At 58.1% G+C, this 24817-nt stretch carries 19 protein-coding genes and 1 pseudogene; 9 read left to right on the top strand and 11 right to left on the bottom strand.

Translation table 11 applies throughout. The annotated features are described in order from the left end of the window. Nucleotides 1-7: 7 nt before the first annotated feature. Genes ACK83U_RS26865 through ACK83U_RS26850 form a run of 4 tightly spaced genes read right to left on the bottom strand, consistent with a single transcriptional unit; the run spans nucleotide 8 to nucleotide 3945 of the window. Nucleotides 8-826, bottom strand: a complete 819-nt coding sequence (locus ACK83U_RS26865) for a sugar phosphate isomerase/epimerase family protein (protein ID WP_112603109.1) — start codon at nucleotides 824-826, stop codon at nucleotides 8-10. 5 nt (nucleotides 827-831) lie between these two features. Further along, nucleotides 832-1668, bottom strand: a complete 837-nt coding sequence (locus ACK83U_RS26860; RefSeq protein ID WP_112603111.1) for a carbohydrate ABC transporter permease — start codon at nucleotides 1666-1668, stop codon at nucleotides 832-834. Further along, nucleotides 1665-2597: a carbohydrate ABC transporter permease gene (locus ACK83U_RS26855; protein ID WP_246712109.1), complete on the bottom strand. Its 933-nt coding sequence runs from the start codon at nucleotides 2595-2597 to the stop codon at nucleotides 1665-1667. The genes ACK83U_RS26860 and ACK83U_RS26855 overlap by 4 nt, the downstream gene beginning before the upstream one ends. Nucleotide 2598: 1 nt before the next feature. Then, a complete protein-coding gene (locus ACK83U_RS26850; protein WP_112603115.1) occupies nucleotides 2599-3945 on the bottom strand; it encodes an ABC transporter substrate-binding protein in 1347 nt (448 codons plus the stop codon). A 175-nt stretch (nucleotides 3946-4120) separates the two neighbouring features. On the opposite strand from ACK83U_RS26850, the gene ACK83U_RS26845 reads away from it, so the two are divergent. Together ACK83U_RS26845 and ACK83U_RS26840 are read left to right on the top strand one after the other, a co-directional pair. Then, nucleotides 4121-5269, top strand: a complete 1149-nt coding sequence (locus tag ACK83U_RS26845) for a Gfo/Idh/MocA family protein (RefSeq protein WP_112603117.1) — start codon at nucleotides 4121-4123, stop codon at nucleotides 5267-5269. Nucleotides 5270-5292: 23 nt separating this feature from the next. Next, complete coding sequence (locus ACK83U_RS26840; RefSeq protein WP_112603119.1) at nucleotides 5293-6246, top strand: alpha/beta hydrolase; 954 nt, start codon at nucleotides 5293-5295, stop codon at nucleotides 6244-6246. 20 nt (nucleotides 6247-6266) lie between these two features. On the opposite strand, the gene ACK83U_RS26835 is transcribed toward ACK83U_RS26840, so the two are convergent. Further along, nucleotides 6267-7301: a LacI family DNA-binding transcriptional regulator gene (locus ACK83U_RS26835; RefSeq protein ID WP_112337088.1), complete on the bottom strand. Its 1035-nt coding sequence runs from the start codon at nucleotides 7299-7301 to the stop codon at nucleotides 6267-6269. 256 nt (nucleotides 7302-7557) lie between these two features. Beyond that, the gene (locus ACK83U_RS26830) at nucleotides 7558-8181 is read right to left on the bottom strand and encodes a TetR/AcrR family transcriptional regulator (protein WP_112603121.1); all 624 of its coding nucleotides are present in this window, start codon (nucleotides 8179-8181) and stop codon (nucleotides 7558-7560) included. A gap of 106 nt (nucleotides 8182-8287) precedes the next feature. Here ACK83U_RS26830 and ACK83U_RS26825 point away from each other — a divergent pair, with 106 nt between their 5' ends. The 4 genes from ACK83U_RS26825 to ACK83U_RS26810 are packed head-to-tail and all read left to right on the top strand — an operon-like array spanning nucleotide 8288 to nucleotide 14797. Then, nucleotides 8288-9364, top strand: a complete 1077-nt coding sequence (locus ACK83U_RS26825; RefSeq protein WP_112603123.1) for an efflux RND transporter periplasmic adaptor subunit — start codon at nucleotides 8288-8290, stop codon at nucleotides 9362-9364. Then, entirely contained in the window at nucleotides 9361-10431 is a 1071-nt protein-coding gene (locus ACK83U_RS26820) for an efflux RND transporter periplasmic adaptor subunit (RefSeq protein WP_112603125.1), read from the top strand. Before ACK83U_RS26825 ends, ACK83U_RS26820 begins: the two co-directional genes overlap by 4 nt. An 11-nt stretch (nucleotides 10432-10442) precedes the next feature. Then, nucleotides 10443-13493 (top strand): efflux RND transporter permease subunit, encoded by a 3051-nt coding sequence (locus tag ACK83U_RS26815; protein ID WP_112603127.1) that lies wholly within the window; start codon nucleotides 10443-10445, stop codon nucleotides 13491-13493. Nucleotides 13494-13504: 11 nt separating this feature from the next. After that, entirely contained in the window at nucleotides 13505-14797 is a 1293-nt protein-coding gene (locus tag ACK83U_RS26810; protein ID WP_412474933.1) for an alpha/beta hydrolase, read from the top strand. Between the two features lie 105 nt (nucleotides 14798-14902). On the opposite strand, the pseudogene ACK83U_RS26805 reads toward ACK83U_RS26810, so the two are convergent. Both ACK83U_RS26805 and ACK83U_RS26800 read right to left on the bottom strand, forming a co-directional pair. Then, nucleotides 14903-15103: pseudogene (locus tag ACK83U_RS26805) on the bottom strand (hypothetical protein); the annotation flags it as partial. Between the two features lie 27 nt (nucleotides 15104-15130). Further along, entirely contained in the window at nucleotides 15131-15562 is a 432-nt protein-coding gene (locus ACK83U_RS26800; RefSeq protein ID WP_112603497.1) for a CBS domain-containing protein, read from the bottom strand. A gap of 378 nt (nucleotides 15563-15940) precedes the next feature. Here ACK83U_RS26800 and ACK83U_RS26795 point away from each other — a divergent pair, with 378 nt between their 5' ends. Both ACK83U_RS26795 and ACK83U_RS26790 read left to right on the top strand, forming a co-directional pair. Next, entirely contained in the window at nucleotides 15941-17293 is a 1353-nt protein-coding gene (locus tag ACK83U_RS26795; RefSeq protein ID WP_112603129.1) for an FAD/NAD(P)-binding protein, read from the top strand. Between the two features lie 267 nt (nucleotides 17294-17560). Continuing rightward, entirely contained in the window at nucleotides 17561-18718 is a 1158-nt protein-coding gene (locus ACK83U_RS26790) for a glycosyltransferase (protein WP_112603131.1), read from the top strand. Between the two features lie 47 nt (nucleotides 18719-18765). On the opposite strand, the gene ACK83U_RS26785 is transcribed toward ACK83U_RS26790, so the two are convergent. From ACK83U_RS26785 to ACK83U_RS26775, 3 genes are all read right to left on the bottom strand, one after another. Beyond that, a complete protein-coding gene (locus ACK83U_RS26785; protein ID WP_112603133.1) occupies nucleotides 18766-19698 on the bottom strand; it encodes a 1,3-beta-glucanase in 933 nt (310 codons plus the stop codon). Nucleotides 19699-19744: 46 nt separating this feature from the next. Beyond that, nucleotides 19745-20827: a glycosyltransferase family 4 protein gene (locus ACK83U_RS26780; protein WP_112603135.1), complete on the bottom strand. Its 1083-nt coding sequence runs from the start codon at nucleotides 20825-20827 to the stop codon at nucleotides 19745-19747. Between the two features lie 171 nt (nucleotides 20828-20998). Continuing rightward, the gene (locus tag ACK83U_RS26775) at nucleotides 20999-22336 is read right to left on the bottom strand and encodes an NAD(P)/FAD-dependent oxidoreductase (protein WP_112603137.1); all 1338 of its coding nucleotides are present in this window, start codon (nucleotides 22334-22336) and stop codon (nucleotides 20999-21001) included. 305 nt (nucleotides 22337-22641) lie between these two features. Here ACK83U_RS26775 and ACK83U_RS26770 point away from each other — a divergent pair, with 305 nt between their 5' ends. Then, nucleotides 22642-24609 carry a hydrolase gene (locus ACK83U_RS26770; protein ID WP_112603139.1) on the top strand — a complete coding sequence of 656 codons (1968 nt, stop codon included), beginning with the start codon at nucleotides 22642-22644 and terminating at the stop codon, nucleotides 24607-24609. Nucleotides 24610-24817: the final 208 nt, after the last annotated feature.

The following is a 24817-nucleotide window of genomic DNA, read 5'->3' as shown; positions in this document are numbered from 1 at the left end:
TTCTTCCTTACGCCCCGTAGCCGCGCATGGTTTGGCGATTGGCTTTGACCGCTGCGGCAGGATCGGCGCCGGCCGTCTCCGATTCCTCTTCCAACACCAGCCAGCCATTGAAATGGGGAGCGACGGAGACGAGGTCGATCACGGCCGGCGTATCGAGAACGCCCTCACCGAGCATCGCCCATCGGCCCTGTGCATCGACATCCTTCAGATGCAGGTAGCGGATACGGTCCTGATAGGTGCGCATCGTATCAAGCATGTCGGGATGCCCCCGCAGAATATGGCCGGTATCCGGCACCCAGCCGACCAGGCTCGGGTCGAGGAGTGTGAAGATGCGGTCGTAATCGGCACGGTCGAACAGCAGCGTGTTGTGATGCGAGCTCGGATGTACGGCGACCTCGACGCCGGCGGCCTTGCCCAGCTCTCCGGCGCGATTGTAGAACTCGCCGGCAATGGTGAACTTGTCGTCTCGCGGACCGTCGGAAACGACGGTCGCCGAGCCGATGGAAACGAGTGCGCCGGGAAAATGCGCTGCATAGTCGATCCAGCGCTTGGCCGTCGCCAGATCATCCTTCATCGCGTCGGCCACCGTAAAGCCGCTCTTCGAGCCGAAGGCGAAGGAGACGAGCGTCAAGCCGCAATCTCGCAACGCATTTGCGAAAGCATGCGGGTCCGCGCCATAGCGGCCGATCATCGTGTCGGTAATTTCGATACCGGAGTAACCGCCTGCGGAAATCGCCGACAGCAGGTCGTCAGCCGTTCCTGTCCAGGCATTGTCGAGCATCTCCCATGTAAACGTCTGGCAGCCGACTTTTATGTCCTTGCGCATTCCCGCTATTCCTTGATTCCGCCTTGGGTCAGGCCTTCGATGATGTGTCGTTGGAAGAAGAGCACCAAAATGATGAGCGGTATGGTGACGACGGCCGATGCGGCTGCGATGTCTCCCCAAGGCACATAATATTGGTTGGTGAAATTGGCGATGCCGACCGGAATCGTCTGGCTGTCGCTGTCCGAGGTGAAGGCCAGCGCGAACAGGAACTCGTTCCAAGCGGTGATGAAGGCAAGCAGGCCGGTCGTGACAAGGCTCGGCAACGACATCGGTAGGATGATATGCCAGAGCAGGCCGAGAGGGCCGACGCCGTCTATGCGGGCTGCCTCGTCGATTTCGCGCGGAAGCGTTTCGAAATAACCGAACAGTACCCAGGTCACCAGCGGCAATCCGAGCGCAAGATAGGTGATGATTAGCGCGGTATAGGTGTCGAGCAGCCCGAGATCGGAGGCGATGAGATAAAGCGGCCCGACCAGCGCGATCTGCGGAAACATCGATACCGAAAGGATGACCGTCAGGATGCCGAAGCGTCCCTTCACATCGAGGCGCGATAGCGAAAAGGCAGCCAGCGAACCGACGATCAGACAAAGGGCGGTGGTCGCCAGCGAAACGACGAGCGAATTCAGCACATAGTGATGCAGGCCTTTTTCGACGAAGGCGTTGTAGTAGTGCTCCAGAGTGAACGGGTTCGGTATGAGCGAGGGCGTCCCCTCGGTCAGTGCCTTGTCGAGCTGGAGCGATGTCGAAAATTGCCAGATGAACGGGCCTGCGGACCAGATGAGGATGAACAGGGCGCCGAGATAGATGAGGATGTTCTGGAAGACTGAGCGCTCTCCGTTCATGTCGTCCTCCTGATCTGGCGCACGAGGAAGACGCAGAAGCCGATAGCGATCAGCCCCTCGGTGATGAACATGGCGGTCGACACCGCCGAGCCATAGCCGAACTGAAGCGTCGAAAAGAGCACTTTATAGGACAGCGTCGAAAGGGTCTCGGTGGAATCAGCCGGACCGCCGCCCGTCAGCACGTAGACGAGATCGAAGACGCGGAAGGCATCGAGCGCGCGGAAAAGGCCGGCGATCAGCAGCGTCGGCATCAGGAGCGGTAGGCGGATATGCCAGAAGATCGTCCAGGCTCCGGCACCATCGATGCGTGCCGCCTCGATCAGCGATTTCGGAACCGTTTGCAGCCCGGTCAGCAACAGGAGCGCCATGAATGGCGTGGTCTTCCAAACATCGGCAAGAATGATCGTCGTCAGCGCCGTGTCGGGCGAGCCGTACCAATTGACGTTCTGGTTGATGAGTCCGGCATGCAGGAGGATGAAATTGATGATGCCGTGCTGACCGTCGAAGAGCCAGCCGAACATTTTCGACGTCACCACGGTCGGCATGGCCCAGGGCACGAGCATGGCGGCGCGAACCATGCCCCGGCCGGCGAAGGTCTCGCAAAGGATCAGCGCCATCGCCAGGCCGATGAAGGTCTCGAGCAAGGTCGAGACCAGCGTAAACCAGATCGTGTGCCACCAGGCATTCCAGAATGGCGGATCGGCCAGCAGCTGCACATAATTGGCGATACCGACGAAATCATCGTCCTGGGTAATCAGCGAGCGGTTGGTGAAGGATAGATAGACGCCATTGACGATCGGATAGAAGGATACCGATGCGAGCGAGAGAAATGCCGGCAGCAGCAACAGCCAGGGCCAGAGGGCGCTTGAGAGCGCCCCCGACTTGCCCGATGTTTGCCCGGAAACGGCAGCCGTCATCGTTACTGCCATGTCAGCTGACGATCTTAGTGATCTGGGCTGCGGCTGCCTGCAGTTCCGCCTTGACGTTGCCGCTGACCAGTGCCTTGGAGATGCTGGACTGCAGTGCCAGCGTCACCTTGGCATATTGCGGCGTGATCGGCCGCGGCGTGGCTCCGGTGAAGACGTTCTGAAGGCTCGCCATGAACGGCTGCTCTGCCTTCAGCTTCGCATCCTGGAAGATGGCAGGCCGGGACGGCGCAAGACCGAAATTAAGGGCAAGTCGGGTCTGGGTTTCGGGTGAAGACATCCAGGTCAGGAATTCGATCGCCGCTTCCCGCTTCTTTGAGTTGGCATTGACGCCGAGCTGGTAGCCGCCGAGGCATGCCGAGCTCTTGCCGCCGGCAAAATGCGGCAACGGCGCGACGGCGACCTTGTCGACCACATGCGAGGCTTTCGGGTCCTGCGCAATCGGATAGACATAGGACCAGTTGCGCATGAACATCGCCTCACCCGAGGTGAACGGCTGGCGAGATGGCTCCTCGTCCCAGGAGAGCACGTTCTGAGGGCTGATCTTCGTCTTGTTGATGGTGTCATACAGGAACTGGATCGCGGCAACGGCGTCATCGTCGCCGATGACGGAGGATTTTCCGTCGGCGGAAAGGATGGAGCCGCCATTGGATGCAATGATTTCCACCGCATCGCAGACCAGAACCTCGGCCTGCTTGCCCTGCCAGAGATAACCGAATTTGGCATCGCCGGCCTTTTGCGCCTCTGCCGCCATCGTCGCCATGTCGGCCCAGGTTTCCGGCACCTTGCCGCCGTGCTTTTCCACCAGGTCCTTGCGATAGTAGAACATGCCGGAATCGACGAACCATGGCAGTGCGGTCAGCTTGCCGCCGTAGGTGCAGGCAGCCACCGTGCCGGGGAAATAATCGGCGCGCTTGTCCTTCGGGAAATATTCGTCAAGCGGCAGCGCCCAGCCGGCAGACGCAAAACCGGCGATCCAGATGACGTCCTTGCTGAAGACGTCGGGCGTTCCGTTGCGGCGGGCGAGTTGCTGAACGAGGCCCTGATAGACTTCCGTCGACGAACTCGGCGGCGGCAGTTCGATGAACTTGACGGTGATGCGGCTTTGCGACTCGTTGAAAGCCTTGACGAGATCGCCAAGACCTTCCTTGCCGAAGAAGCTGGCGCTGGCAAAGCTGATTTCCGTCCGATCGGCCGCGCGTGCCGGGCGGATGCCCAGGCCTGAGGCAACACCAAGCATTGCCGTACCGATGGCGGTGCCGGCGGCACCCAGCACTAGCTGACGACGATCAAGCATTATCGACTGTCCGGCACTCTTGGCGTGAGCCGGCGTCTTCTTGATATCTGTCATGTTTCCCTCCCAGGAAGACCGGCGACCTCCAAATCTCCGCGCCAGTATTCGCATATGTTTTATAAAAATTTGTCGCGCGTCAAGAAATAAGATGCTTTAAATCGATCCGGGAGTCATCGTCGGATGCGTCGAAACGCAGCGAATAGATGTGGTAGATCAGGGAGGATTGGGTAATATGGCTGGCAATTCAAAAGCTAAACTCGGCATCGGCGTTATCGGCTGCGGTAACATCTCGATGACGTATCTGCGCAATGCGGCGCTGTTTGCCGGCGTCGAATTGCGGGCTTGTGCCGACATATCCGCCGACGCCGCGGCCTTGCGTGCCCGCGAATATGGCACTCGTGCCTCGAGCGTCGACCAATTGCTGGCCGATCCCGAAGTCGATCTCGTGCTGAACCTTACTGTTCCAGCCGTCCATTTCGACGTGACAATGTCGGCCCTGTCGGCTGACAAGCACGTCTTCACCGAAAAGCCGCTTGCGACGTCGGCGGCCGACGGCCGCATTCTTGTGGCGGAAGCGAAGCGGCGCGGACTGCGGCTGGGATCTGCACCCGATACGTTCCTCGGCGCGGCAGGCCGCCGGGCGCGGCGCCTGATGGATGAGGGCGCGATCGGTCGTCCGGTCAGCGGCACCGCCTTCATGATGGGACGCGGCATGGAGCACTGGCACCCCAATCCGCAATTCTACTACCAGCCGGGCGGCGGTCCGGTCTTCGATATGGGGCCTTATTATCTGACGATGATGGTGAACCTGCTTGGTCCGGTCGTGCGGGTCATGGCAATGGCGACGAAAAGCCAGGAAGAGCGCCTGATCACCGCCGACGGCCCATTCAAGAACACGCGCTTCAAGGTCGGCACGCCTACAAACATTCTATCACTTCTGGAATTCCAATCTGGCGCGACGGTGAATTTCGGTGCCTCCTGGGACGTCTTTCGTCACTCCAATCATCCAATCGAGCTGCACGGCAGCGAAGGTTCACTGCGTTTGCCCGACCCGGACACATTCGGCGGAACGGTGTCACTGTCCGAGCATGGCGCGAACTGGCGCGATTTCGAAAGCGACGGCGAACTTTACGGCGCGAAAAACTGGCCTTTTGACTCTCCGGACCGGGCAAATTACCGCATGCTCGGCGTCGCAGACCTCGCGCGAGGACTTCAGGAGGGCCGGCCATCGCGCGCATCCGGAGAGCTGGCCCTTCATGTCCTTGAGATCATGGAGGCTATCCTACGGTCGGGTGAAAGCCGACAGTCGGTCAGGATCGATACGCAATTCACGCCGCCCCCGCGTCTTGACGAAGACGAAGCACGCAGTTTTCTCGCCTGATCGCTGCAGAGGAGGGATAATCAATGGAGAAGCTGGATGAAAGCGCCCGGCGCGTGCTCGCCATGACCAGCGGATCGAACGATCGGCCGTTTGAAACGGGTACACCTCAAGAGGCTCGTATCGACTACGATGTCGCTTGCCCGATGCTCCAAGGTGCAAAGGAGGCCGTCGCTTCGGTCGAGGATCGCCAGATCACCGGTCCCAATGGTCCGATCGCCTTACGCATCTATCGCGGTATCGGCGCAGCTTTGAAGGATGGTCCGGGCCTCATCTATTTTCACGGCGGCGGCTGGGTAATCGGTAATCTCGAATCGCACGACGAAATTTGCCGATGGTTCGCCAATATTGGCAAGTGTACCGTGATCTGCCCCGACTACCGGCTGGCGCCGGAACACAAATTCCCCGTCGGCGTGAAGGATTGCGCCGCGGCATTGGCATTCGCAGCTCAATTTGCTGCAGATCTCGGTATCGATCCCAAGCGGATCGCCGTCGCCGGCGATAGCGCCGGCGGCAATCTGGCCGCCGTTCTGGCATTGATGTCGCGCCGCGGCGAAGCCGCGCCGATAGCGGCCCAGCTGCTCATCTATCCCAACACCGACGCCACCCAGGTGGCTGATAGCTACTATCGCTATGCCGAGGGCTTCGGCTTGACTGCCGCTACGATGAGATGGTTTCGCGATCACTATGTCCGCACCACAGCCGATATCACCAATTGGAGGGTATCGCCGCTACGGGCTGAAACCCTCCTCGCCGGGGTGGCGCCGGCCTTCGTCGCAACAGCCGGGCACGACATTCTGGTTGACGAAGGCATGGCCTATGCCAAGCGGCTGCGGGAAGAAGGCGTGCCTATGGTGCATCGTCATTGGCCGGGACAGATCCATGGCTTCGTGTCGATGGGAAGGTACGTGGCGGAGGCTCGGCGGGCCGTGGAGGCGGCCGTAGCAGCCTGGCACAGCTTCGAGGCTAGCTCTCGGTAGGATGAACAGCAGGCGCGGCTTCAGGCCGACTGCCGCATGACAAGCGTTCCATTCAGGCTGAGCTTGTGCGGGATCGTCTGAACCGGCGCACTCGCGTCTCCGAGCAATGTCAGCAGCGTATTGACGCCGCTTGCCGTCATCGCGGCGAAGTCCTGCGCCATCGTCGTCAGCGGCGGGCAGGTGTATCGGCTCAAGGGATGGTCATCATGCGCTGCTATGCGCAGATGATCACCCTTTTTACGCCCTACTTTGAGCCCATGCGCGAATGCGGCTGACATCACGCCGAAGGCGAGGCGATCATTCGCGCAGAGGATGGTTTTGCGGGGAAGAGACTTTGCCCGGAGCAGGCTATCCATCTGTTCGTAACCGATTCGCTCGAACTCCCAAGTGTAGTCGGCATTGGTGCTGATCACCAGCGGCTCGCCGCCTGCGGCTTCCATGGTGGCGATATAGCTTGCCAGCCTTTCGGGTGAATTGTGATTGACGTGCGGTATATCGAGATAGGCCGGCGCTTCCCCGGACCGGCAGAGATATTCGACGATCGTTGCGACGCTCTGGTAGTTGTCATTGCCGATGAACGGCGTGCTCCCTTCGATATAGGTGTCGAAGTAGACGATCGGCAGGTTCTGCGCGAGTTTTTCAAAGGTGCGCGGGTCGGATTTCTGTCCCAATGGTGCGACAAGCGCACCGGCCACCTTCAACGACAACATCGTATTGACGGCTTCTGCTTCCAGTTCGGGTAATCCGTGCGATGAGAACACGATCGGCCAATAACCCTCGTTGCGTAGCCGCAATTCCAGGCGATTGACCATTTCGGCATAAAAGGGGTCAGTAAGGGCTGGAACCAGGATGCCGATATTGCGGGTTCTTTTGCGATTGAGGTTTCGCGCATACAGATTGGGTTGGTAATCCGACGAACGAAGTGCCGCCTCGATCAGCGCTCGGGTCGCCGGTTTCACGCTGGTCGGATCGTCAAAATACTTGGAAAGGGTAGGGCGGGAGACGCCGCAGGACTTCGCGAAGTCCTCCATCGTCTTGTGCGTCAGTTTTTCCATCGAACCTCGGCCATTCTCCCTGTTACCCATGTCAGACGCCTTATGCGTCTGCAGGGAGGAGAGCGCAACCGGAAACGTAAGATCCAGGCAAGTTCTTTTGCGTTTCGCGCCGTCATAAAAGGTAACGCGCGTAAATTTTATTATTTGGTGTGCTAAATTTAGGCCGAAGACGAAGAAACGAAACTGCAGCGAGCTGCCGGGCGTCTGTGGATTTTACGGCACTATGTCCGGCAAAAGGAAAAAGAGCGTTGCGTGTTCAACGCCGCTCAAGCAGCCCATGCAGGACGAGATCGATATGTGCCTTCACATAGCTTGCCTTGTCCAGGGTTCGCCGCTCGTCGAAAAGCAGCTTGAAGAATAGAAAGGCAATGGCCGGTGCCACGACCGCGTCGCAGAACGCCGCCGGTGCCTGGCGGAACTCGCCAAGCTTTACCCCTTCGTCGATAAGGGACTGCATCTGCCGTTCGAGCGGATCGATAAATATGTCGTGGTGCCTGTCGACGATCTGCGGAAACCGCGAACCTTCGGCGATGACGAACCTCATCAGCTCCCGCAATTTGCGATCCCTGATGATAAGATCGTAGATGAGGTCGATATTTTGCTGAAGCCGCTCCGTGGCGGTCCCTTTCAGTTCATTCGCGCTTGACAAGAGGTTTTCGAGAGGCCCGGAAATGTGCCGGATCATCGCCTCGAAAAGCTGTTCCTTGTTTTCGAAGTAGACATAGACGGTCCCCTTCGTAACGCCGACCCTACTGGCGATATCTTCAACGCGTGTTGCGACATAGCCGCGTTCCACGAACTCCTCAAACGCGGCATCCAGGATTTGTACGGGGCGACGGGCCTTCTGCTCCGCGCGCGTCAGCTTCTTTAGATCGGTCATGGCCGCACCTTGAGCGTGATTGACGGTTTGGCGTCAAGATAAATTCTATTGACTAATGGGTCAGTCAATAATATTCCTCCGGCCGACGGATGCAAGAGGTCAGATCATGAAAACTATCCTTGTCATCGCATGGCTGGGTGCGAGCGCGGTAGCGCTCTCCTCATGCGAAAAGCAGGCTGAAAGTGAAACAAAGCCAAAGAACGTGGAAACCGTCGTCGCCAAGCTCACGCCGGTCGTGGAAAACAGCGCCATCACCGGCGAAATCAGCGCACGAGTGGAAAGCGACCTTTCCTTCAGGGTCAGCGGGCGCATTGTCGAGCGCTTCGTCGATGTCGGCTCGTCAGTGAAGGCCGGACAGGTGCTTGCACGGATGGACGCCGAGGAGCAGAAGGCCGATCTGGATGTTGCCACCGCCAACCTGCAATCGGCGCTAGCCCAGCAAACGCAGGCTCAGCTTGCCTTCGACCGGCAGCAAAACCTCTTCAGGACGCAGGTTACGACCCGTGCCGCACTTGATCAGGCTCAGGAAACGCTGCTGACCGCCCAGGGAAGCGTGAAATCGGCACAGGCGCAGCTCGACACGGCTCAGGATGCGCTTTCCTATACGGAATTGCGTGCGGATGCCGATGGCGTCATCACCGCCAGGAATGCCGAAGTCGGGCAGGTGGCGCAAGCCGCACAGTTGATCTTTACGCTCGCTCATGACGGTCCCCGCGACGCGGTCTTCAACGTTTTCGAGTCCCTTTATCTGGGCCACAATCTGGAGAACAAGGTCGCGGTCAGTCTCCTTTCGGCGCCATCGCATAAGGTTGAGGCTTCCGTACGTGAAATCTCGCCCACGATCGATGCGTCGACCGGAACGATCAGGGTCAAGGTGGGGCTCGAAGGCGCGCCCGAAATGCAGCTTGGCGCTCCGGTAATCGGCTTGTTCCGGTCAACCGCTCGGGACGCAATCGAATTGCCATGGTCGGCGATGGCCTCCAAAAGCGGAAAACCGGCCGTCTGGGTCGTCGATCCCTCTTCGTCAAGCGTGTCGCTGCGGCAGATCGATGTTTCCAGCTACGAGACCGGCCGTTTCGCAGTACGGACAGGCGTGTCGCCGGGCGAGATCGTCGTTGCTGACGGCGCGAAATTCCTGCGACCGGGCCAGACCGTTGCGTATGACAAGGGAGCCGCAAAATGAACATCCGAGCCACAAGCGGCCTTGCGATCCTCGCGTTGCTGCTCCTGACGTCCTGCCAGAAGCAGGATGAAGCCCATTACGAGCCGCCGCGCCCCGTACTTTCCGTCGTCGCCCAGTCCACCGCTGCCTCCGCCCTGACCCTTCCGGGGACGGTCGAGGCCAGGATCGAGACCCAGCTTGCATTTCGGGTCCTGGGACGGGTCATCGCACGCAAGGTCAGCGTCGGCGATATCGTCAAGAAGGGCGACATCGTTGCCGCCATCGATCCGCTTTCGCTGGAACTTGCCGTCAAGAGTTCGCAGTCCGAGCTTTCTAATGCTCAGGCGCAGTTGGTCAATGCCGCATCCACCGAGGAGCGCCAGCGATCCCTGCTCGAGAGCAGATCGGGAAGTGAAGCGGCGTTTGAAGAAGCGCAGCTTGGGCGCAAGAGTGCGAGTGCTTCCGTTGCCAAGGCGCAGGCCAATCTGGACAAGGCGGAGGAACAGCTGGGCTATGCGCAGCTTCGTGCGGAATTCGATGGCGTCGTGACCGCGACTTCGGCTGAAGTCGGGCAGGTCGTCTCCGCAGGTCAAAGCATCGTCACCGTCGCCCGTCCCGACCAGCGCGATGTCATCATCGACATACCGGTGGCAAGCTTCGATGGCCTCAAGGTGGGATCACCCTTTGAGATCGCCCTCCAGCTCGATCCGACCATTCGCACAAGCGGCACCGTGAGAGAGATCGCCCCGGAAGCCGAGGCGACCACCCGCACGCGGCGCACGAAAATCACGCTCATCGATCCGCCGGCAACGTTTCGCCTCGGCTCCGTCGTCACTGCAACCGCGACTGTCGTTGCAGATCCAATGATCCTGCTGCCGTCGTCCTCCGTCCTGATGAAGGATGGAAAGCCGAACGTCTGGGTGGTCGATACCGCAGCTCGCAAGGTCTCCATTCGGCCGATCAAGATCGACGGCGATCTCGTCGAGGGCGGCTCCGTGAAGATCACCGAAGGCATCAACCCCGGCGAACGCATCGTTACTGCCGGCGTTCACAAGCTTGCCGACGGCCAGGCCGTCAGGGTAGATTAAGGAAAATCCCCGTGAAGAAATTCAACCTGTCCGACTGGGCGCTCGAACATCGTTCGCTCGTCTGGTATTTCATGATTGTCTTCATTCTGGCCGGCGCGTTTTCCTATGTCGGTCTTGGCCGCGAAGAAGACCCCGACTTTACCATCAAGACCATGATCATTCAGGCGCAATGGCCTGGTGCGTCAGCCGAGGAGGTGACCAAACAAGTCACCGACCGTATCGAAAAGAAGCTCGAGGAGCTGGATTCGCTCGATTATACCAAGAGCGAGACGGTTGCCGGCAAGACGACCATTTTCGTCGAGCTCCTGCCAACGACCAAAGCCAGGGATGTCAATGCCATCTGGACGCGGGTCCGCAACATGATCGGCGACATCAAGGGAGATTTTCCGAGCGGTGTCGTTGGACCGTTTTTCAACGACACCTTCGGTGACGTCTATGGCAATATCTACGCTTTTACCAGCGATGGACTGACACAGCGACAGCTTCGTGATCTCGTCGAGACTGCGCGCGCAAAGGTGCTGACGGTCGCAAATGTCGGCAAGGTCGACATCATCGGTGCGCAGGACGAGGCCATCTATCTAGAATTTTCTACACGAAAAATCGCAGCCCTCGGACTTAACCAGCAATCCGTCATCGACACGCTGCAGGCGCAGAATGCCGTCACCCAGTCAGGCTTCGTCGATGCCGGTCCCGAGCGCATCGCCTTGCGGGTCAGCGGCCAGTTCACGTCGGAGGAAAGCCTTAGATCGATCAATCTTCGCGTCAACGACCGCTTCTTCCCGTTGACCGACGTCGCGACGATCAAACGCGGCTATGTCGATCCCCCCTCGGCGCTGTTCAGATATAACGGCCAGCCGGCGATCGGGCTTGCCATCGGCATGAAGACTGGGGCGAATCTCCTTGAATTCGGCAAGGCGCTCGACAAGGAGATCGAGCAGGTCACGGCCGATCTTCCCATCGGCGTGGACGTCCAGCGCGTTTCCGATCAGCCCGCCGTCGTCGACGAGGCCGTGTCGGGCTTCACGCGCGCGCTGTTCGAGGCGATCGTCATCGTGCTTGCGATCAGCTTCATCAGCCTCGGCGTCCGGGCAGGGCTTGTGGTGGCCATCTCCATTCCGCTCGTGCTTGCGATCACCTTCCTCGTGATGGCATATACCGGCATTTCCATGCAGCGTATTTCGCTCGGCGCGCTGATCATCGCCCTTGGCCTTCTCGTCGATGACGCCATGATCGCGGTGGAAATGATGGTTGCCCGACTGGAAGTGGGCGACGACCTGAGAAAAGCGGCGACATACGTCTATACCTCGACCGCCTTCCCGATGCTGACCGGTACGCTCGTGACCGTCGCAGGGTTCATCCCGGTCGGCCTCAATACCAGCGCCGCCGGTGAATTCACGTTCACCCTCTTCGTGGTCATTGCCGTTTCGCTCCTGGTTTCATGGATCGTTGCAGTCCTGTTCACGCCGTTGCTCGGCGTTTCGATCCTTCCGAAAACCATGAAATCCCATCATGAGCAGAAAGGCCGTTTTACCCGTGCCTTTGCATGGCTTTTGCGTGCCGCCCTGCGTTGGCGCTGGGTTACGATCGCCGCAACGGTTGCAGCCTTCGCTCTTTCCATCGGCGGGATGAGCCTTGTGCAGCAGCAGTTTTTCCCGTCCTCCGACAGACCGGAACTGATCGTCGACTGGAACCTGCCGCAGAACAGCTCGATTTCGGAGACGAACAAGCAGATGGCCAGGTTCGAACGCGAGATGCTGGCCAACAACAAGGATATCGATCACTGGACGAGTTATGTCGGCCAAGGCGCTCCTCGTTTCATCCTGTCCTTTGACGTGCAGACTCCCGATGTCTCGTTCGGTCAGACCGTGATCGTCACCAAGGGGCTCGACGTTCGTGACAAGGTCAAAGCCGAACTGCAGGATTATCTGACGAAGACCTTCCCCGGAACCGATGCATTCGTGAAGCTGCTCGACATCGGCCCCCCAGTCGGCAAGCCGGTGCAGTACCGGGTGAGCGGGCCGGATATCCAGAAGGTCAGAGACATTTCCCAGAAATTCGCCGGTATCGTCGGTCAGCATCCTTTGCTATCCAACATGACCTTCGACTGGAACGAACCGTCACGCGTGGTCAAGGTCGATGTCCTTCAGGACAAGGCACGGCAACTGGGAGTCTCCTCGCAGGACATTGCAACAGCACTGAACAGCATCGTCGAGGGATCGTCGGCCACGCAGATCCGGGATGATATCTATCTCATCGACGTGATCGGCCGCGCCCAGACCTCCGAGCGAGGTTCGATCGAGACGCTGCAGAACCTCCAGCTTGGCGGTTCCAATGGCAAATCCGTACCGTTGTCCGCGGTTGCGAATTTCCACTACGAGCTGGAGCAGCCGACGATTTGGCGGCGCACCCGCATACCGACCATCACCATCAAGGCTGCCGTGGTCGGACCGACGCAGCCGGCGACGATCGTCAAAGAATTGCAGCCGAAGGTTGACGAGTTCCGCAAGACACTCCCAAGCGGCTACCACATCGTCGATGGCGGCTCGGTAGAGGAGAGCGCCAAAGCGCAGGGGCCGATCGTGGCGGTAGCGCCGCTGATGCTGTTCATCATGGCGACGATCCTGATGATCCAGCTGCAAAGCTTCAGCAGGCTGTTTCTGGTGTTTGCTGTTGCTCCCACAGCGCTTATCGGTGTCGTTACAGCACTTCTCTTCAGCAACGCGCCCATGGGATTCGTCGCAATCCTTGGCGTACTTGCTCTCATAGGTATCTTGATCCGCAACTCGGTGATCCTTGTCGTGCAGATCGAGCACCTCCGAAGCGAGGGTGTGCCGGCCTGGCAAGCGGTCATCGAAGCGACCGAGCATCGAATGCGGCCCATCATGCTGACGGCGGCTGCCGCAACGCTTGCGCTGATCCCGATCTCCAGGGAGATATTCTGGGGCCCCATGGCCTATGCGATGATGGGCGGCATCGTCGTCGGTACGGTTCTGACGCTGCTCTTCCTCCCGGCACTCTATGTTGCCTGGTTCCGAATTCCTCGCGATGACGCGCAACATTGAAGGGGCGTCCGATGCAAAAGGTTGGACGAAGGGACCTCGCCGGCAGCACCCGTTATGCTGCCTGCGCACAGCGCAGCTTGACCTCATTTGCTCTCAAGCGGTCTGGTCTTTCCGTTCTGATCTCCCTGTCGGTGCTGGCAGGCTGCGCGGGCCGACTGGAGAATGTTCTCCAGCCGGTCGCAACCGCGGGACCAGGCACCAGCACCGTGGACATGATGGTGGCGACGACACGCCAGCCGACCGACAAACCAGGCGAGCTTTATTCCGGCGAACGTGGAACGGCGATTTCTCTCAACGATATCGTCGTTTCCATTCCTCCCGATCGAAATCGCAAGATCGGCGAAGTGCAATGGCCATCGCATGTGCCGGCCAATCCCGAAAAGGAGTTCGCTGTCCTCAAGGTCGGAAGGGTGGCGTCCGAGCGCAACATTTTCGAATGGTTCGGCAAGAACCGCAATGCCAAGCGGCAGGTCGTCATCTTCGTGCACGGCTTCAACAATACCTATGCCGACGCCGTCTTCCGCTTCGCGCAGATCATGCATGATTCCGGAACGGATGCCGCGCCGATCCTCTTCACCTGGCCCTCGCGCGGCAACGTTTTCGACTATCTCTACGACAAGGAAAGCACGAATTTCTCGCGACGGGCGCTCGAAGATATGATCCTGCAGGCTGCCAAAAGTCCCGATGTCGGTGAGGTGACGATCCTTGCCCACTCCATGGGATCATGCTTGACGGCGGAAGCGTTGCGCGGCGTTGCCATGCGCAACAAGACAATTCCGTCAAAGGTGAAGAATGTCATCCTCGCATCGCCCGACATCGATATCGACGTCTTCCGCCGCCAGATGATCGAGATGGGCGTGCAACGACCGCATTTCACGATTTTTTCCTCCACCAAGGACAAGGCGCTGCAGGTTTCGCGGTGGCTCTCCGGTGGCGTCAACCGGGTCGGCGGCTTCGATTCGACACCCTATGCGGCAGACTTGGCCAAGCTCGGGATCACGGTCGTCGATACGAGCGCCGTAAAGCCCGACGACGCGCTGGGCCACAATACCTTTGCGGACAATCGCGACATGGTCCAACTGCTCGGACGGCGGCTGGCAGGGCAGTCATTGGACGCTGGCCAGGTCTCGCTTGCGGATAGGGTAGGCATTGCGGCCGTGCGAACCGCGGATCTGGCGGGCTCGGCGGCAAAGGTCGCAGTCGCAGCTCCGATGTCGATCATCAGCGACGATGCGAGGCAGGTGTTGAGACAACAGCTTTCCTCGGGATCGTCGACAATCGTCGATGGACGAATTTCCTACTGAACGGGCAAGGCCTTTAAACGCCAGGCAACGACGTGAATCGCACTGCGTTGGCGAGAGGTTCGGCCCGGCTGGGCAAGCGAGCTTTTTCCGTCTTTTACTGATGGAGAATACCAGCTTGTTCTCGTCGAAGATCCGGAAGAATTCGTCCCAAGCGATTTCCTCCAGGTTTTTCTCCGGCTCTTCGAAATCGATCCGCAAAAGGCCGCCAGCGCCCCCGGCGTTCTTCATGCGGGATGGGTGTCCGCCTCTTGATTCCACCCATTGGCGGATCAGCTTGTGATCCGTCGTTGTTTTTGATGCAGACATCGCGTCACTCCTTCGATAGTCGCCGGTTCAGCTCTGCGAATGGGCTCCTCCGGGCCTCGATATTTCGGCGAGTGCAGCGCCGGCGGATCCGTCCTCGATGGAAACGGCAATATCGCCGAGCGAGAGTATGCCGATCAGCCGCTTGTCGCGATGGAGAACGGGTAGCCGCCGCAGCTGAATATCGCCCAGGTTCGTCATCACATCGTCGACCTCATCGTCCTCGAAGCAATATTTGACATCTGCCGACATCACGTCGCCGATCCTGGTCTCCGGTCCTTTTCCTTGCGCGACTGCACGTACCGCAATGTCGCGGTCCGTGATCACGCCCACGAGCCTGTCATGCTCGCCGACTGGGATAATGCCGGCATCGAGATCGGCCATCATGGTCGCAGCTTCGCGAATGGAATGGTTGGGATTTGCGACGCGCACGTCGCGTGTCATTGTCGCGTTCACTTGCATGTCTCTATCCTCTTTGAAAGAAAGACCCCAACTCATGTCGGCACCCAGAGTTCCTTCATTGGAACAATAAGCGGCTGAGAAAATGCGCTGCTGGCCGCTGGGGAGAGCGACCTGCAGGACAAAGAAATTCATTTGCCCATTCAAGGGAAGGCGGCGGAAACCTATTCTTTTAATCTACGAAATTTATAGATAATATCTTAGTCGTCGGGAAAGCGTGCCAAGCGCACGGCCGTGTCATGAGCGGAAGAAGGTAGGGCGACATTGGATATCTCCCGGCAAGAGGTCGCCGCATGTTGGATCGAAATCCATCCGCCCTAAATCAGACGAAAGGAATTTATTGGCAATTCCCGCAGCGCCCGAAAGTGAAGAAGGCAAGCCATGATCTATGATGCCGTTGTCGTGGGTTCCGGCTTTTCGGCCATCTCCACCGTCTGCAACCTCGTGGAACTGCTTTCCGAAACTGCGTCTATCGCCATTGTCGGAGACGATCCCGGATTTGGCCGCGGAACCGCCTATCGCACTGAACTCTACCTCCATCGCTTGAACGTGCCGGCCGGCCGCATGAGCCTTTTTCCGGACCGTCCGAATGCTTTTGTCGAATGGCTGCGGGAGCATAAGCGACCGTTGGATGCGGGGGATTTCGCCTCTAGGCAGGACTATGGCCTGTATATTCGAGACAGTTTGGCTGCTCTGCTGCGCAACAGGAAACGGCGTTGCCGGGTTGATTTCATCAAGGCCAAGGCGACCGGATGCGTCGAGCGATACGGTTCCGCGCTCGGTTTTATTTTGGACAACGGCAATGAGATCGCCGGGCGAAGCGTCGTGCTTTGCCTCGGAGTGGGGAATGCTCAACTGCCCTTCGATTTGACCGGATTGCCTGCCGGCCTGCGCTCCCACATCATCGAAAATCCATGGCGACTGTCATGGCTGAGGCGCGTCAGTAAGACTGATACGGTCTGTATCCTGGGTTCGGGATTGACGATGATCGATCAGGTTTTGGCACTGTCTGCCCACGGTTTCACCGGCAAGATAATCGTGTTGTCGCGGCGCGGTCTGGTTTCGCACGATCACGTCAGTCATCCGAAGCCGGCGGTCGAGATCGACGTCGGAGCTTTGCCCACGAGAATGAGTGAACTCCTGCATATTCTCCGTCGCGAAAGCAAAGATGCGGGGAACTGGCGCAGAGTCATGGATGGCCTGCGCCCGAAAACGCAAGCTCTCTGGTCGAGATTGCCGGAGGCCGAGCGCCGCCGCTTTTTGCGCCATGCGTTACCCTGGTGGAACATCCATCGTCATCGGGTTGCCCCGGATGTGTTCCGGAGGTTTGAGAGGATGCTGCAGAACGGCCAGGTTTCGGTCCGTGCCGGCTATCTGCGGAATGTCGAGAGATCGAAGGCTTTGACCGTTCATTACCGGCCTCGCGGCGAGCGCTTTACCGCATCGATTGAGGCGGATTGGATCGTGAATTGCACCGGCATGGAGCGGGCAGGCATCGCCCATTCTCCATTGCTGCAGGAGATGCAGCGCCAAGGCCTGATCGAAGCAGACCCGCTTCGTCTCGGACTGGTGGTTGATGAGCGCTCACGCATCCCTGGTTCGGGCGGAAGCGAAGCGGTCATCTATGCCGTCGGCGCGCTGACTGCGGGCCAATTCTGGGAAATTACCGCCGTGCCGGATATTCGCGTGCAGGCAAGAAAGGTCGCCGAGGCCATTGCGGAGAGATTGCGGTGAAGGGCCGATATCCGCCGACTGACGGCTGGCGGTCAGCTCTGTGCGACACGCACGACCAGTTTACCGCTCCTGGAACTGGCCGATGCAGCAAGATCGAATGCTCGAATAGGCGTAAGGCGAGGTTTATAGTCGCGAACGAGAACTTATTCGATCGCCGGCATTATTCGTGTAGATTTCTCCCGAATTTGAGGCAATATTCCCTCATATAGCTTTAGCATTGATAGTATAGTTAGAGACGAACGGACAGGTCGAAGAGGGCGCGTGCAGATGAAGGCCGCATTATCGACTGAGACGGATCAGGCTTCGCCTGCGTCCCCCAAGAGAATCCTATATATCCAGCCGGGAACGAGTTCGTTTGCCGGTATCGAGAGAGTTGTCGATACGATATGCTCAGCCCTCTCCGATAAATATCCCGCCGATTTCGATATCGATGTTCTCTACACGTCCGAGCATAAAAATCGGCCGCACGGAACACAGAGCTACAACATAATCGACAGGATCGTACACAACAGACGCGAGCTCATGTCGGTCTTGCGCGATGTCATCGGCGCAAAAGACTATGACTTGGTCGTTGTTCCGCAGATCGAGCCGACAGTGATCTGCATGATTGCCTGTATCGGCATCCGGCGGAATTTTGCCATGCACCTGCATGGCAACCCGCGGCTGGAGCCAAGCCATCTGAAAGCGAAGATCCTGTTCTTCCTGATGAGGATCTATTTCATCAAGCGGCTGACCTATGTGTTCGGCACGTCGCCAAGGCAGCTTGAATCGTTCAAAGCGATGTTCAGAAGCAACGTCCGGCAATATTGGCTGCCCAATCCTGTCAGACGCTTCGATGCCCTTCAAAAGCCCGAGGGAGAAGAGGGGTGCGTCACGTTTGTAAATGTTGGTCGCTTCTCCTTCCAGAAGGGGCAGGACATTCTCCTCACGGCATTTGCCGAAGCCTACAAGCTTCGTCCTAATATCAGGCTGAAGGTCGTGGGTTATGGAGACGGCGAGGCTGAACTGCGTAACCAGATACGGGATTTGGGGCTCGCAGCCGTAGTAAGCGTCGAACACCATCCCGACAATCCCTCACCGGCACTGGCGGCGAGTGATGTCTATGTGTCGACATCACGCTGGGAAGGGTGGTCGTTGGCAATATGTGAGGCGTTGCGATTTGGGCTGCCGGTCATCTCGACCGATTGTGAATTTGGCCCGAGCGACATATTGGTCGATAGACGCCTCGGCCTTCTCGTGCCGGTTTCCGGAGGCGAGGAGCTTGTCAGGGCGATGCTTTACTATTGCGACCATATCGAGGAAGAGCGTGCGCATGCCGAATTTCGGCAAAACTTCATTGATATTTACGACACAGAACGCGTCGTGGATGTTCATGCAGATGCCTTGCGGATAGCCGCCATGGGACCTGCACCGCTCATTGCCTGAAAGATGACGGCATCATGAAACCCGGCGCTCGCCGGGTCTTAGGGATATCATGCATAGACCCGCATGTAGTCGACACGCATGTGGGTTTGGCGATCCTGCGGCTGCAAGGGATCGGGGAAGGGGACATCTGAGCGCAGAGCAAGCGTCAGGAGCGGCCAAAAGACATCGTTCTGCGCGTCCATCTCTGCCGCGCGTCCGAGCGTCCACTCGATGAGCCCGCCGGTCTTCGGATCGGCGATTTGCTTGCGTTCGAAATAGAAGCGGCAGCGTGCACCTTCGATGAGCAGGCCATAGCGGAAATAGCCGGTTGTAATATCGACGTCGGTGGGAACGCCCACTCCTTCGTGATGCTCGCCAGGCTTGCCCCATTCATGCAGATAGGCGCCGTATAAATTGCGCTCCCAGCCCTTCTGCTCGACTATGTCGAGTTCGTTGCTCGTTGCTGGGAACAGAATGCTTCTGCCATTCATCAGCCAGAAAGCCGGAAAGCTCAAGGGATGGGCAGGAAACCACATCCGCGCCTCGAAATAGCCTTGTCGCCAACCCCTCAGGATCGTGCCGTCAGGCCTCGCCGTCTGGATATTGCCCGATATCCATTGATATTCGGGAAGATTGTTGCCGTAATAGTTCGGCACCTGCATGGGGCGCCCAATATATTGAGCCGAGATCTGCAGTGCCTTGCCGTTGCTGGCGGATGGATCGTCGACGATCGCATAAGGATCGAACCCTTCCTCACCACCGAAGCGGCTGAAGGCCGATCTGCCATAAAAGCCGCTGTCAAAGGTGGTCGCCTTGGCCCCGGCATGCCAGGTCGTCTGATCAAGCGCTGTAAAGTTTTCATCGAAGATGACGGTACGGCCTGCGGTCGGATCCTGCTGTACCTGCGCCGCCGGATGACGGTTTGCAAGCAGTAGGCCGCCGGCCGCTGCCAACGATGCCGTGCCTATCAGCACGTTGCGCCGGGATGTCAGGCTTGGCATTGCTGCTTCTCCTCGATCGATTGCATCGTCCCTGACGGTTCAAGTCCTACGCGGCGACGGCTGCGTTCTTCGAGCCGGCTGCAAGGGCGCTGCCATAGATATCAAGCGTCTCATGGGCGACGCGACTGATCGTCAGGCGGTCGAGATGAACTTGGCTCTTATCCTTCCACTCCTGCATTCGGGCAGGTTCTCCAAGGAGTTCGCTGAGCACGGCGGCCAAAGCGGGCGGATCGTGCGGCGGCACCAGTATTCCCGCCGCCCCATATTCCAGGAGCTGCGGGATCCCGTCCACATTGCTGCCGATAACCGCGCACCCTGCCTCGCGGGCTTCGGAGAGAACCAGCGGTGCCGGATCGGCATGTGACGGCAGCACAAAAATATCCGCCGCCGCCATCCAGGGGAATGGATCCTCTTTCGCTCCCAGAAAAGCGACAGCCGAAGCGCACTCCATCTTTGCCACCATTTCCATGTAGTTGGTCTGGAAGGGCCCTTCTCCGACGATAACAAGTCTGGCCTCGGGATGCTGTTCGTGCGCCAGGCGAAAGGCCTCAAAGAGATCGGGCAGGCCTTTCCTCGGATGTAGGCCGCCGACGAAAAGGATGCTCGGAGATGGCAGATCGACCGGCGTTCTGCTGCGGCCTTCGGAGCGGACCGAGCCGATCGTCCCGTTAAGGACCACACAAAGCTTCGATGACGGTATCCCCCGCCTGAGCATGGAAGCGCGCACGGCCTCGCTGACTGCGATGACGCGGTTTCCAAGGCCCATCAAGATCGCGCTCTTTTCGAATTCATTGTGAACGGTGGTGACGAGCGGAGTGCCCGACAACCTGCAAATCGGCCACGCCAGAACTGCACTTGTCATCATATGGGCATGGACAATATCGGGCTGCCATGCATGGACGTGCTTGCGCAAGGCGAAGGATGATTTCAAAAGATTGACCGGCTTTCGTTGGTGGTCAACCATTACCGTTGCGACATTATTCTTGTGTAGCAGCGGGTCGAAATCACCGCCGCCGCTTGCAATACATACGTCATGTCCCAATTGGGCCTGTGCACATGCCAGATCGACTGCTGCATGGACATGTCCATTCAGCCTGTTCGTGTGATTCAGTATATGCAAGATCCGCATGAATGCACCTTATATAAGTGTGATAAATATAAACACGATATATCGAGGATGCTGACGTAGTATGCTTTAGCTGTCCTGGCATGGCAATGATAAAGCATCGCGTTTATATTAAAGAATTCGCTGCTATCTCGAATGGTATTTCCAATTATACAGGAGTGCTGTTGTCAATGCCTATGGTATTGGCCTTTGCAGTGCTGCTTCTGCTTCCACTGTTGAAGCCCGTGCTGTTGGCTGATAGTTGAAACCACCCTGGCGGCCTAAGGATTCGAGACCGAACGCAAGGAGTTGTTGCATTGCTTGGGCAGCATGGCCAGCAGCACCCTTGCTATAGATGGGATATGCTTCTGCGAGCATGTCGCTGCCTTCCAATTTGAGATCACCCTCAAAAAGGGCGTTGGCGTGAACATGATCCCTGAAGTCGCTCTCGGCGCGTTCTATCGAGCAGCCAATCTGGTTGCCGATGACCTCGACTGTGAAATATTCGCGATCATCGACCCGACCGTAGAAATCGGAGTACATCGTCAGGCGCTTCCACGCGCCTTGATGCGAGAAATTATAGATGATCGGTTGCGAAAAGCCGCGATTGCCGGAAAAGCTGAAATAGAGCGAGATGAGGGTGATCGTCTCAAGCTTCCGGCCGGAATCGAGGCCACACAGTTTTTCGGCCATATGAATGGGTATGGTCGAGATAACGCGATGTGAAGCCACGACCCTGTCTTGCAGTTGCAGGTGGAGCTGATCGTGAACCTTGCGGATCGTCTGCATGTCCGCTGCCAAATCAAATTCCGCGCCACGCTGCTCCAACCGTTCGACTGCAGCCCGGTAGAGGAATTGAAAACCTTCCTTCGGGCGAGCCATCTGCCGGTTTTTCGGTCCTTTGTGACTGCGTCTGAATGCCCGCGCGATCTGATTTTTCAAGGAGGCATGCTCGCTGATCCAGAGCATCCGCTTGCGAGCGAGATCGATGTCTATGCTTTCGACGGCAGCTCCATAGAAACGCTTCATGTAGGATTCCAGGCCGGAGCGATGCAGCAGGCGGCTCCCGATCCAATAGCGGGCAAATTCTTTCGCGTTGCGCATCTTTCGCTGAAAGAGCCGCGCGAAAATGACCGAGGAGAAAATTCGGACTACTTCAGCGACGCCGGCGCTGAAAATGTCATCGCGTACCGAAATCGGATAGGCAGTGATCATTCCCTGAGGGTTCAAGCGCGCCCATGTCGGTTCGATCGGAACATAGAGCGGCAGCAATTCCGGAAAATGGGCAAGCAACGGGGAGTCGTCCTGAAAGATCAGGCTGCCGATATCGAATGTATATCCTCCATGCGACCAGTCGATGTGATTGCCCCCGACATGGCCGTAGGTGTCGACGATCAGGATGCGCTGATAGCCCTGCTTTTGGAGGACCGAGGCGGAGACCAGCCCAGAGATGCCTGCCCCTAGTACTATGGCATCAAATCTCTCTACTTCGGCGATAACATCGTTGGCGGCATAATGACCCGCATCGTTCATGGAAGCGTCCCCTGCTGCGGCTTTTCATGCACTAGATTAAATTTTGCTTATTGAAAGTTTAAGTCGAAAAGTGCTCGGAACTCACTTCATTAATGGTGTATCACAAATCTGTGTAAGTTCTATATGGAACAAAAATTCGAGTGAATACTCAATATATATTGCAATTTTACTTGATATATCCGTATTTGTGTAGTTAGATCATCGGCGGATCGGCTCGTCTTCTGATGAGCCGCCAGATTTGATTGCGAATAAATTACGACTGTGTCGATTATTACTATTCCGGTGAACGCCGAGGGAGTTATCTCGTGCTGCGGCCAAGCCTCGACGATGTCTACAAGAATCTTGGCGAAATCGACCTGATTTCCACCGATGTATTCGACACACTGATGTTGCGCCGCGGAACGTCGCAGCGTTCGCGCATTGCCGCCGGCGAAACCCGGTTTGCCCGCCTCCTGAAAGAAAAGGGACTGTTTGTCGAGAAGGCTGAACTGGTCAGGTGTCGTCTTCTCGCGCAGAAGTTCGCCTATCGCGCGCTCAACATGGGCGGAGGGGTTGGCGAAGTGCAACTGAGCGACATTATCCGCAGGCAGCTCCAATTGCTTGGCTTGCCGGACGATCTTGTCGGAGAGCGCATCGCCATAGAGCTTTCGGTCGAGAAGACGGCTCTTCGCGCAAACGCCTGGCTTGCTGCCCTGCTGCGGCAGTTTCGCCAGGCGGGAACCCGTATCGTCGCCGTCAGCGATACAGCGCTTTCTGCTGCAGAGCTTACGGTGCTGATCAATCATTTTCATGGCCCAGGCCTGATCGATCGCGTCTATTCGAGCGCTGACGCCCAGGCAAGCAAGCGCTATGGCGCATTGTTCTCCGTCATGCTCGAGAACGAGTCCGTTGCTCCATCTCGCGTCTTGCACATAGGCGATGACGATATCGCCGATTTTCGAATGCCGGACTCGATGGGATTGCGTACACTTCACCTGCCCAAGAGCCGATTGGAACGCTACGCCTCGCGCGTGGACGGAGCAAAAACCGAGGCGATCAGTCGATTGGGGAAGCAGCCTTGGCGGCACGTCCCTGCGCCACCCACGCTAAGCGACAAAGTCTTGTTTGGCCGAGATGTCTTCGGGCCGATCGTTGCAGAATTTTGTCTCTATATCTGGCTCTATGCTGCGCAGGCCAGACTTGGGCATGACACCGCGCTGCTCTTCTGCGCGCGTGGCGGCATCGGCATCCGCGAGGCGTTCGAACGCCTCGTGCAGAAGCTGGGGCTTCCACTCGATCTCAAGCGTGACAATATCCAGATTTCAAGGCTCGTGGCCGCGCGCTCGGCGGTCGTGCTTCGAAGCCCCGCGGTCCTGGATGAGCTTGGACGCGAATTCCAGGGTGGAAGCTTTGCAGATGTCGCTCGCGCCCTGGGCGGGCGTGCCTATGAATTGCCTGATACCTGGCGCCATATATTCGATCCCGCGCGGTTCTTTGCCCTTCTGGATACGGATGCTGGGCGAGACGTTCTTGATGACATTCGCAAACAGAACGCTCTCTTTGCTCGCCACCTGGAACAGATCTCTGCCGGAGCGCAGCGCATCATACTTTGCGATACCGGCTTTTACGGCAGCACGCAGCGCCTGCTGTCTGCGGGGTTTCCTCAACGGCGCTTCGAGACGATCCAGTTTGCCCGGTGCAACTACAAGGGTCTGAGTGAGGATCATTTTCCCAGGGTCGCCGGCCTTGTCGTCGAGCAGAATCTTTATAACCCTTTCAAGCCGGAAACCGTCATTCTACGGTACTGGCAGATCATCGAAAGCCTGTTCGAGCCGGCACTCTCTTCCGTTCGTCATTTCAGTGAGACAGCTGAGGGTGCCGTCGTCTCCAATGCCGGGGATATCCGGTTCGGCGCGGTGGATCCGTCGGCCGGAAATCCGCTTCTGACTGGCGCGCTGCAATATATCGAACAGGTCGAGACGGGAGGTCAGGTCCTGCGGGATGCCGGGAGTGCATGGCTTCGTCTGAAGCAGGCGATCATCAATCCAAGTCCGAGTGATGTGATCGCGCTCGACGTCGGCGCCCGCTCCGTGGATTTCGGCCGGTCCGATCATGTTCAAGTGCTCAATCATTCGCAGAAAGTCGCCCTGGCCGCGAAGCTGATGTCGGTGAAATCCCATCTTTGGCGTGAGGGCGCCATCGCTCGAGATTTCCCCCGCTTCAAGCCGCCGCTGCTTGCAGCGCTGGAAATGGCGCATGTGCTGCGAGGGGTCTCGGCCCGGCTGTATCGCTGAACAACGGAGGCTGCCAAGGATATGTACATGAGTGATATGGCGCATAACGGTTTCTCTAGGAGAGCGACGGATCCCGGATGGGGCACGGGGATCGTTCCGACTCGCAAAGCCTTGGAGCGGTCGTCAGCGATGAGCTGCTTTCGACATCAGGTCTTTGCGTTGCGCCGTCGCAGCCGCGGGCCGGGTCCCAGACAGACGGAGCGCTAGG

The sequence above is a fragment of the Rhizobium sp. WW22 genome (assembly GCF_047041135.1).
Classification (GTDB): domain Bacteria; phylum Pseudomonadota; class Alphaproteobacteria; order Rhizobiales; family Rhizobiaceae; genus Rhizobium.
This window is presented reverse-complemented; position numbering and strand designations above follow the sequence as displayed.